The organism is Acidaminococcus sp. BV3L6 (genome assembly GCF_000468835.1).
Lineage (GTDB): Bacteria > Bacillota > Negativicutes > Acidaminococcales > Acidaminococcaceae > Acidaminococcus > Acidaminococcus intestini.
The window spans coordinates 1-8,738 of record NZ_AWUR01000046.1; the positions used below are offsets into that span (position 1 = coordinate 1).

An 8,738-nucleotide genomic window follows, 5' to 3' on the forward strand; every position below is an offset into this window, starting at 1 on the left:
TAAATATTCATGGACGCCTCTTTCTTATTAAGAGCTAAAACAAGCAAATTATCCCAACAAAAAGCAAAAATGGGATTCCTTTCCTCAAAGGAATCCCATTCATTTCATCCGACTTAGGGTTTAGCAATGACATCGCAGCCCATGTACGGTCTCAAGACTTCAGGGACCACGATACTGCCGTCTGCCTGCTGATAGTTTTCAAGAATAGCGGCCACCGTACGTCCAACAGCAAGGCCGGACCCATTGAGGGTGTGGACAAACTCCGGTTTGGATTTGCTGTCACGGCGGAACCGAATATTGGCACGACGCGCTTGGAAATCTACACAGTTGGAGCAGGAAGAGATTTCACGGTACTTGTTCTGTGCGGGGAACCAGACTTCGATGTCATAGCATTTGGTGGCCGAGAACCCAAGGTCACCCGTGCAGAGGCAAACCACATGGTATGGCAATCCAAGGGCCTGAAGAATCCCTTCGGCATCATGGGTCAGCTTTTCCAACTCATCAAAGGAATCTTCCGGTTTAGTGAATTTCACCATCTCCACCTTATGGAACTGGTGCTGGCGGATCAAGCCGCGCGTGTCACGTCCGGCGCTCCCGGCTTCTGCACGGAAGCAGGGGGTAAAGGCCGTCAAATAAATCGGCAGTTTGGCGCCGTCAATAATTTCATCACGGTAGTAGTTCGTCAAAGGAACCTCCGCCGTCGGGATAAGATACATCTCCATCCCTTCAAGGCGATACATATCTTCGTGAAATTTTGGGAGTTGACCTGTACCGGTCATGGTCTCCCGATTGACGATATAGGGCGGGATGACTTCCGTATAGCCGTCTTTTTGGGTGTGCTGATCAAGCATGAAGTTATAGACCGCACGTTCCAGACGGGCCCCCAGGCCCAGATAATAATAGAAACGACCGCCCGAAACCTTGGCTGCCCGATTGGAATCGAGGATGCCCAGTTCTTCCCCAAGATCCCAATGGGCCTTGGGTTCAAAATCAAAGTGCGTCGGTTCACCCCATTTACGGACTTCCGGGTTTTCCGTATCATCCTTGCCAACGGGAACACTGGCATCAGGCATATTGGGGATTGTCAGCATGATGTCACGCAGTCCCTGTTCCACTTCCTTGAGTTTCTTGTCCGTTTCAGCAATCTTATCTCCAAGGGTACGCATGGAAAGGATCTTCTCCGAAGCGTCTTCACCATTTTTCTTCATCTTGCTGATTTCAGCACTGACGCTATTGCGCAGGCTCTTATCCGCTTCCACTTCCTGGAGCAGGTCACGGCGCTCTTGGTCAAGCTTCCTGAACGCATCAAGATCCACTTCTGTGTGACGGTTCTTCATGGCCTCGGCCACTTTATCTAGATTTTCCCGAACAAACTTCAAATCTAACATCGACATTACCCCCCAAATCAAAAGGACATTTTAGGCCATTATATCACAAATTGCGTGAAAAAATCATCTTTTCAAGGCAATTGTTCCATGACTTTTCCGATGGCTGCTGAAATGACAAGTTGGGCATCCTGATCGTAGGCGGTTGTCCCTTTATTGATGAGGACCAGTTTCTTACCTTGATAATATCGGATAAGGCCGGCTGCCGGATAGACCACAAGGCTCGTACCGCCTACAATCAGTATATCAGCCTGGCGGATGTAGGAAACCGCCCGCTCCAAGGTTTCCCTATCAAGGCCTTCTTCATAAAGGACCACATCAGGTTTGATGACGCCGCCGCAGGTGTCGCAACGAGGAATGCCGACATGGGCTCTCATATAGGCAGCGTCAAAAAATTTGTGGCATTTTTGACAGTAATTACGGTGTACACTGCCATGCAGTTCAAGGACATTCCGACTGCCTGCCGCCTGATGCAGACCATCGATATTCTGGGTAATGACAGCCTTTAGACGACCGTCCCGTTCCCACTGGGTCAATTTCTTGTGGGCTGCGTTTGGTTTGGCATCAAGGCAGAGCATCTTATCATGATAGAAGCGATAGAATTCGTCGGGATGCGCTTCAAAAAACGTATGGCTCAAAATCGTTTCCGGCGGAAAATCATACTTTTGGTGATAAAGGCCATCGATACTGCGAAAGTCGGGGATCCCACTTTCCGTCGAAACCCCAGCTCCGCCAAAAAAGACAATGTTTTGACTTTCCCCCACCCACTTAGCAAGGGTTTTGATTTTTTCTTCTACTTCTTGAGATTCCATAAGGATCGACTCCTTTCTCTATCCTGCTCTTCCATTATAGTATGGTCCGGAAGAAAAACATACCCCTTGCAGCGTCCTTTTCCCCTGCCGCACTGTATCTTTTCATACATCTTTCCATAAGGAGTTTTTTGCTTTTTCCCGTTTGTTGTCTCCTTCCATCTTGTCCCCTATAATGGATTTATCGAAGCTTTTCCCGATTCTTTTCCAAAAGGAGGTTTGTATGATTACTTGGTCAAAGGCAAAAGCGAAAAAGAAAGCCCTTGCTGCCGTGGCAATGGCACTTTCACTCTTGGATCCAACGACAGCTTTTACGGCACCGGCCAATCCCCTAGTCACCAGCAAAGGAAAAGGAATGGTCGTTTCCTCCCAAGCCCTTGCCGATCGGATTGGGCAGGATGTCCTTGATCGGGGCGGCAATGCCGTCGATGCCGCTGTCGCTGTAGGTTATGCCCTAGCTGTCTGTCATCCGAATGCAGGCAATATTGGCGGCGGCGGATTTGCAGTCATCCATACGAAGGATGGAGAGGACATTGCCCTTGATTTCCGGGAAACAGCCCCTGGAAAGGCTACAAAGGATATGTACCTTGATGAAAAAGGCAATGTAGACAGTAATAAGAGCCGTCTGGGCTATCTTTCCGTTGGCGTACCGGGCACGGTTGCCGGGATGACTGAAATGCTGAACAAATATGGCACCAAGAGTCTAAAGGAACTCATGGAACCATCCATCGAAATGGCAGAAAAAGGATTTGCCGTTTCCCGGAATATGGCAGGAACCCTGAAAGATGTTGGGACGGAACGCTTCACGCCTTACAAAGCCTCCCGCAACTATTTTCTCCACAAGGACGGCAGTCTCTATCAAGAAGGAGAAATCTTTGTCCAAAAGGACCTGGGAAAAGTCCTGCGCCGCATTGCCGATGACCCGAGAGATTTCTATACGGGCAAAACAGCCAAACTCATTGTCAAGGATATGAAGAAAAATGGCGGCCTCATTACAGCCGCTGATCTGGCCCAATATAAACCGGTCTGGCGGAAGCCAAGTGAGACCACGTATCGGGGATACAAGATCATTTCCATGGCCCCACCCTCTTCCGGCGGGCCCATTATCGCGGAAATCCTGAACATCATGGAAAATGCGGACATCGAAAAGAGTGGATTCCAAACGCCTGAAACCATCCATATCATGGCCGAAGCCATGCGGCGCGCTTATGCTGACCGCAGTGAATATTTTGGTGATCCTGACTTTGTAAAAGTACCTTTGAAGGAACTCACCGATAAAGCTTACGCCAAGCGGCTTTATGAAAGTATCGATGAAAAAAAAGCCACACCCAGTGATCTTGTAAAGCCAGGTCTTATCCCCCTGAAGGAAGGCACACAGACCACGCATTACTCCGTTGCAGACCGTTTTGGCAACGCCGTTTCCGTCACATACACCATTAATGACTGGTACGGCAGTGGGGTTGCCGTTGAAGGGGCCGGATTCCTCCTCAACGATGAAATGGATGATTTTTCGGCAAAACCAGGCGTACCTAATATGTACGGCGTCATTGGCGGTGATGCCAATGCCATTGCCCCCTATAAACGGCCCTTAAGTTCCATGAGCCCTTCCATCATTTCCAAGGATGGTAAGATTTTCATGGTTGTCGGAAGTCCGGGTGGAAGCCGCATCATTACAACTGTTCTTCAAGTCATTTCGAATGTCATTGACCATAAGATGCCTGTCAACGAAGCTGTTTCGGCACCGCGCTTCCACATGCAGTGGCAGCCTGATGAAATTCGTCTGGAACCGGAAAACAGACTGACTGAGGCCCAAAAGAAAGACCTCGTGGCACGGGGCTATCACCTGACCGTTAAACCGTATATGGGCGACGTCAATGCCATCATCATCGATCCTGTCTCGGGAGAGATGACAGGAAGCCATGATTCCCGCAGCGACCTAAGTTTCATTGAAGTTGCGCCAACAAAGAAATAACGAAAGAAAGAGGAACCGCGGAGCTTTGCTCTGTGGTTCCTCTTCCTTTTCCTAAGCAATAAAGTCGCCATTCATATCAACCAGTTTCCCAGGGTTCATGATGTTATTGGGATCAAGGGCCCGTTTGATGGCCTTGATGATCTTCACTTCCCCTTCCGGCGTATTGCGGGCAAACTCTTCCAGCTTCTTATAACCGACCCCATGCTCGCCGCTCATCTTTCCTCCCAGGGCATAGACGCGTGGGAAGAGATCGGCATGGAAAGCCTTGATCTTTTCAAACCATTCATCCGGTGTCAGGCCATATTTATTAAGGGGCAGGACATGGATGTTGCCATCACCGATATGGGCAACGGTTACGCAATAAAGACCGTATTTTTCCCGCAGTTCCGGAATTTGTTTGGTCATATCGCCAATTTTGTCGAGAGGAACCACAAAGTCCTCGGTCTGGAACATCTTATCAATGGCCCTGGCCGCTTCGGCAAATTCCTTACGCAGTTTCCAGATGCGTTCGTCAGCTTCAAATTCATCGATGGATCCATTTTCTTCGGCAAGATCACACAGCAGCTCCATCTTCCGGTCAAGTTCATCTTCCGTAAAGGTCTCAACGGTCACGATAACATAGCAGGCCCCTTCATCTGCATGAGGAAAGTGCATATCAAGGTACTTTTCCGTCATGATAATGGCCTCGTTATCCATATATTCAAGGCTTGTCGGATCAACCCCGGCTTTAAGGATCTTATTGGGCAGGGCAAAGGCTTCTTCATCCGTCTTGAATACACAGACCATATTGAAACTGTATGGCGGCAGGGGACGCAGCTTGACCGTAATTTCCGTAATGATGCCGAGCGTTCCCTCGGAACCAGCAAAAAGCTGTTCCAAAGCAAGGCCAGTCGAGCATTTTTGCAGCCGTGCCCCAACATCAACGATATCTCCTGTCGGCGTCACCACTTTGAGGGCATAGATCTGGTTGCGCGTCGTCCCGTACTTGACAGCCTTGTTGCCGCCTGCATTGTTTGCAACATTGCCGCCGACCTGGCTGGAAGATGCAGAAGAGGGATCAGCTGCATAGAGCAGGCCATGTTTTTTAGCTTCTTCCTGCAGCTGGGCGCAATAGACGCCCGTCTGTACGACCGCGTACATAGCATTTGCATTCAGTTCCAGGATCTTGTTCATCCGTTCCAGTTCTACAACCATGCCATGGTAGATAGGAATGGCGCCACAGGCCACGCCGGAACCTGCAGCCCGCGGCGTAATGGGGACAAGGTATTGGTTGGCAAGTTTGACAATGGATGCAACTTCCTCTGTAGAGCCAGGGAAAACGACGACTTCTGGCTTTTTGAAAAAATGAGGATTGCCTTCCTCGTCGGTTTGGTACTGATCCAGAGTATCTTCGTCGTAACGAACATATTTCTCCCCCACCACTTTTTTAAGATCTTCGAGCAGTTCCGGCGTCACCGGATGAAAACAACTTGCCATGCTAAGAACCTTCTTCCTTATAAAATAGACCCTATATTGTATACCGAATACAAAGTTTGAGATGTCCTTTACTATACCACTTTTTTCTTATTTGTAAATAAATTTATTACATAAATTTTACAAAATTCCACATTATATGTAATATTGTTCTATTCTTTACAGGAATATTCCCGGTATTACTTGTCTCTTCGTCCTTCTTTTAAGGACAGAAGCATATGGAACAAAAATAGCAGCAAAAAACGCCCCAGGAATAATTCCTGAGGCGCGTTTACGGATTTGGATCCGCATAAAATTATTTATGTTCCCACACATCCACACGACGGTTATCGGCTTTGCCCTGTTCCGTCGCATTGGAAGCAACCGGATCCTTTTCACCCTTGTAGTTGAGTTTCAGACGATCGCTAGAAACCCCATTATTGGAGACGTACTGGGCGACATGATCAACACGGCGCTTGGAAAGGTCTTCATTGTAGGCATCAGAAGCATCAGAATCCGTATTCCCAACCAGTTTGAACGTAGAATCCGGATGATCCTTGGCAACCTGGACAAGATGGTCCATCTTGTCCCGTTCAGAAGGAAGTGGCTGATCATCATCAGAGGCAAAATGAATGCTGTCCAGATAGTAGTCATTGTAGACATGGGCCGGTTCTTGGACCGGTTCTTCCACAACAGGAGCCGGTTCTTCCACGACAGGAGCAGCTTCTGCCTTATGCCCGCCAAAACGATAGGTCAGGCCGACCAAGAAACCTCTGTATTTGATATTGTTATCATCATCCAGCTTGGTGTCAAGGTAACGATACCCAGCATTCAGATCCCAATCCTTGGCAATGGTATAACTAAGACCCGCTTCCCACATAGAAGTCTTCTTCGTTCCCAAAGCGCCTTCTGCGTACAGAGCGAGGTTCTTAGCAAGGTCAGCCTTCACAATGGCACCAAACTGGGCCACATTGTTCACAACACTGTCAGAGCTGTCAATCCCATAGGTGCCTCGTGCCACGCTGCCATCGAAATCATTGTTGATGCGGGCCCAGCCTGCAAAAAGGGCGGCGTTCCGTCCCAGGCTGTACATCAAGTTGACTTCATTTTCATCGCCGGCCGTCTTGAAATCGCCAGCTTCGGTCTTTAGCCCATGATAATCATAACGCAAGGCCCATTTATCAGAAAGGGCGTAGCCAAGACCACCATTAAAGTTCCATTTCGTATCGCTTTCCAGTCCATCAAATTTTGCTTTGGGATCAGATGCCCCCAAATCAACTTGCCATTGGCCCTGTTCCCAACTCGTTGCGGGAGCTGCGCTTGCAATGGAAGTAAAGGCGGCAAGAGCGGCAACCGTCATGACCAAAGACTTTTTCTTCATTCCAGATTCCTTCTTTCCCTCTCATTGATTTAGCTCATGAAAACCAGTGAAACACTGATTGTTCTATTTATTTTACTGCCCAGAAAATGAAAGCTAAATGAAAAATATGTGTCAAAAATGCGAAATCGGACATTTATTTTTGTTTGGGATGAATTGTCTCTTCCCATTATATACAGAAAAGCATTCGTCCTTTATTTGTGGATAGTGTAAAGATTAAGTCATTTATATCGTTTTTAGAACACAAAATCATCCATATGTCTTTAAATAATTGACAAATTATAACATTATGGCTATTATATTTGGGTACTTATTCAATTAAGTTACAAGTTACTGGAAAGGATCTGAATGACTTATGACAAAGGTATCACTTGATTGGTCCAGCTTGGGTTTTGGTTATATGCCAATTTCCAAACGGTATGTAGCGACCTATAAAGATGGGAAATGGGGTCCAGGTGCTCTGACAGATGATCCCACCGTTCCCCTTAACGAATGCGCTGGAATCCTTCAATATTGCCAGCAGGTCTTTGAAGGACTGAAGGCCTACAAGACCAAGGATGGCAGAACCGTTACGTTCCGTCCGGACCAGAACGCAAAACGCATGGTAGATTCAGCAAAACGTATTGAAATGCCTCCTGTTCCGGAAGCCATGTTCATGGAAGCTGTCGATGAAGTCGTGCGTGCCAACAAGGATTGGATTCCTCCCTTTGAATCAGGCGGAGCCCTTTACCTGCGGCCCTACCTTTTTGCAACCGGTTCCGTCATCGGGGTCAAGCCAGCCGATGAATATCAGTTCCGTTTGTTTGGCACCCCTGTAGGCAACTATTTCAAAAATGGAGTCAAGCCAATCACCATTTGTGTTTCCGACTTTGACCGTGCAGCCCCTCGTGGGACAGGCCATATCAAAGCTGGCCTGAACTACGCCATGAGTCTTCATGCTTATATGACCGCCCATGCTAAAGGCTTTGACGAAAACATGTACCTTGATCCGGCTACTCGCACTTATGTCGAGGAAACGGGCGGTGCTAACTTCCTTTTTGTCACAAAAGACGGTACCCTTGTCACACCTAAATCTGACTCCATCCTGCCGTCCATCACGCGCCGCAGCCTGATTACCATTGCGGAAGATATGCTTGGCATGAAGGTGGAACATCGGCCCGTAGCCTTCTCGGAAGTGGCTGATTTTGCAGAAGCTGGCCTCTGTGGTACTGCGGCTGTCATCTGCCCTGTCGGCCGCGTTGTCGATCATGGCAAGGTCATCGATATCAAAAGCGGCATGGATGAAATGGGCCCTGTCTTAACCAAACTCTATAAGACCCTGCGCGGAATCCAGATGGGCGAAATTGAAGGTCCCAAAGGCTGGATCCACGAAGTCAAATAACAGGTTCAATTCCCTGAAACTATCAAAGGACCGGTACGGAACAATATGTTCCGTACCGGTCCTTTGACATGAAAAAAATGGTTCTTTGTCAAATGTTGGGGTGCCCCACAACTAAATCGCCTTTTAGGAACTCGGCAAGGCATTTGCCGAGTTCCTTTTTTGCCAATTCACATAGAGAATCCGGTTCCTAAATCTGTTGAAATCACGCATTCCAAATGCAACTCTCTTAACCGTCTTAATCAGGTTGTTACAGCCTTCTGTGAATCCATTGGAGTATGGCTGGATAATTGCTTGAATAATTACAGCCTCCCAATCTTTAAAAGATCTTAAAATCCCTTTAAAAGCATCTAATTTGTGAAAT

The 8,738-nt window shown here is 47.8% G+C and carries 7 protein-coding genes; 2 read left to right on the plus strand and 5 right to left on the minus strand.

Going from position 1 to position 8,738, the window contains the following annotated elements; genetic code table 11:
* Positions 1–113: 113 nt before the first annotated feature.
* Entirely contained in the window at positions 114–1,388 is a 1,275-nt protein-coding gene (gene serS / locus HMPREF1246_RS08295; protein WP_021737242.1) for a serine--tRNA ligase, read from the minus strand.
* 71 nt (positions 1,389–1,459) lie between these two features.
* The gene (locus tag HMPREF1246_RS08300) at positions 1,460–2,197 is read right to left on the minus strand and encodes an NAD-dependent protein deacylase (protein WP_009015055.1); all 738 of its coding nucleotides are present in this window, start codon (positions 2,195–2,197) and stop codon (positions 1,460–1,462) included.
* A gap of 220 nt (positions 2,198–2,417) precedes the next feature.
* On the opposite strand from HMPREF1246_RS08300, the gene ggt reads away from it, so the two are divergent.
* Positions 2,418–4,166 carry a gamma-glutamyltransferase gene (ggt, locus tag HMPREF1246_RS08305; protein WP_021737241.1) on the plus strand — a complete coding sequence of 583 codons (1,749 nt, stop codon included), beginning with the start codon at positions 2,418–2,420 and terminating at the stop codon, positions 4,164–4,166.
* 51 nt (positions 4,167–4,217) lie between these two features.
* Here ggt and HMPREF1246_RS08310 read toward each other — a convergent pair whose 3' ends face one another.
* Together HMPREF1246_RS08310 and HMPREF1246_RS08315 are read right to left on the minus strand one after the other, a co-directional pair.
* A complete protein-coding gene (locus HMPREF1246_RS08310) occupies positions 4,218–5,642 on the minus strand; it encodes an FAD-binding oxidoreductase (RefSeq protein ID WP_021737240.1) in 1,425 nt (474 codons plus the stop codon).
* Positions 5,643–5,934: 292 nt separating this feature from the next.
* The gene (locus HMPREF1246_RS08315) at positions 5,935–6,999 is read right to left on the minus strand and encodes an OmpA family protein (protein ID WP_009015058.1); all 1,065 of its coding nucleotides are present in this window, start codon (positions 6,997–6,999) and stop codon (positions 5,935–5,937) included.
* A 352-nt stretch (positions 7,000–7,351) separates the two neighbouring features.
* Between HMPREF1246_RS08315 and HMPREF1246_RS08320 the strand changes: the two genes are divergently transcribed.
* Complete coding sequence (locus tag HMPREF1246_RS08320) at positions 7,352–8,377, plus strand: branched-chain amino acid aminotransferase (protein ID WP_009015059.1); 1,026 nt, start codon at positions 7,352–7,354, stop codon at positions 8,375–8,377.
* A gap of 123 nt (positions 8,378–8,500) precedes the next feature.
* On the opposite strand, the gene HMPREF1246_RS10335 is transcribed toward HMPREF1246_RS08320, so the two are convergent.
* Positions 8,501–8,738 (minus strand): transposase (locus HMPREF1246_RS10335; RefSeq protein WP_196800434.1); only part of this gene is annotated, 238 nt, incomplete at its 5' end.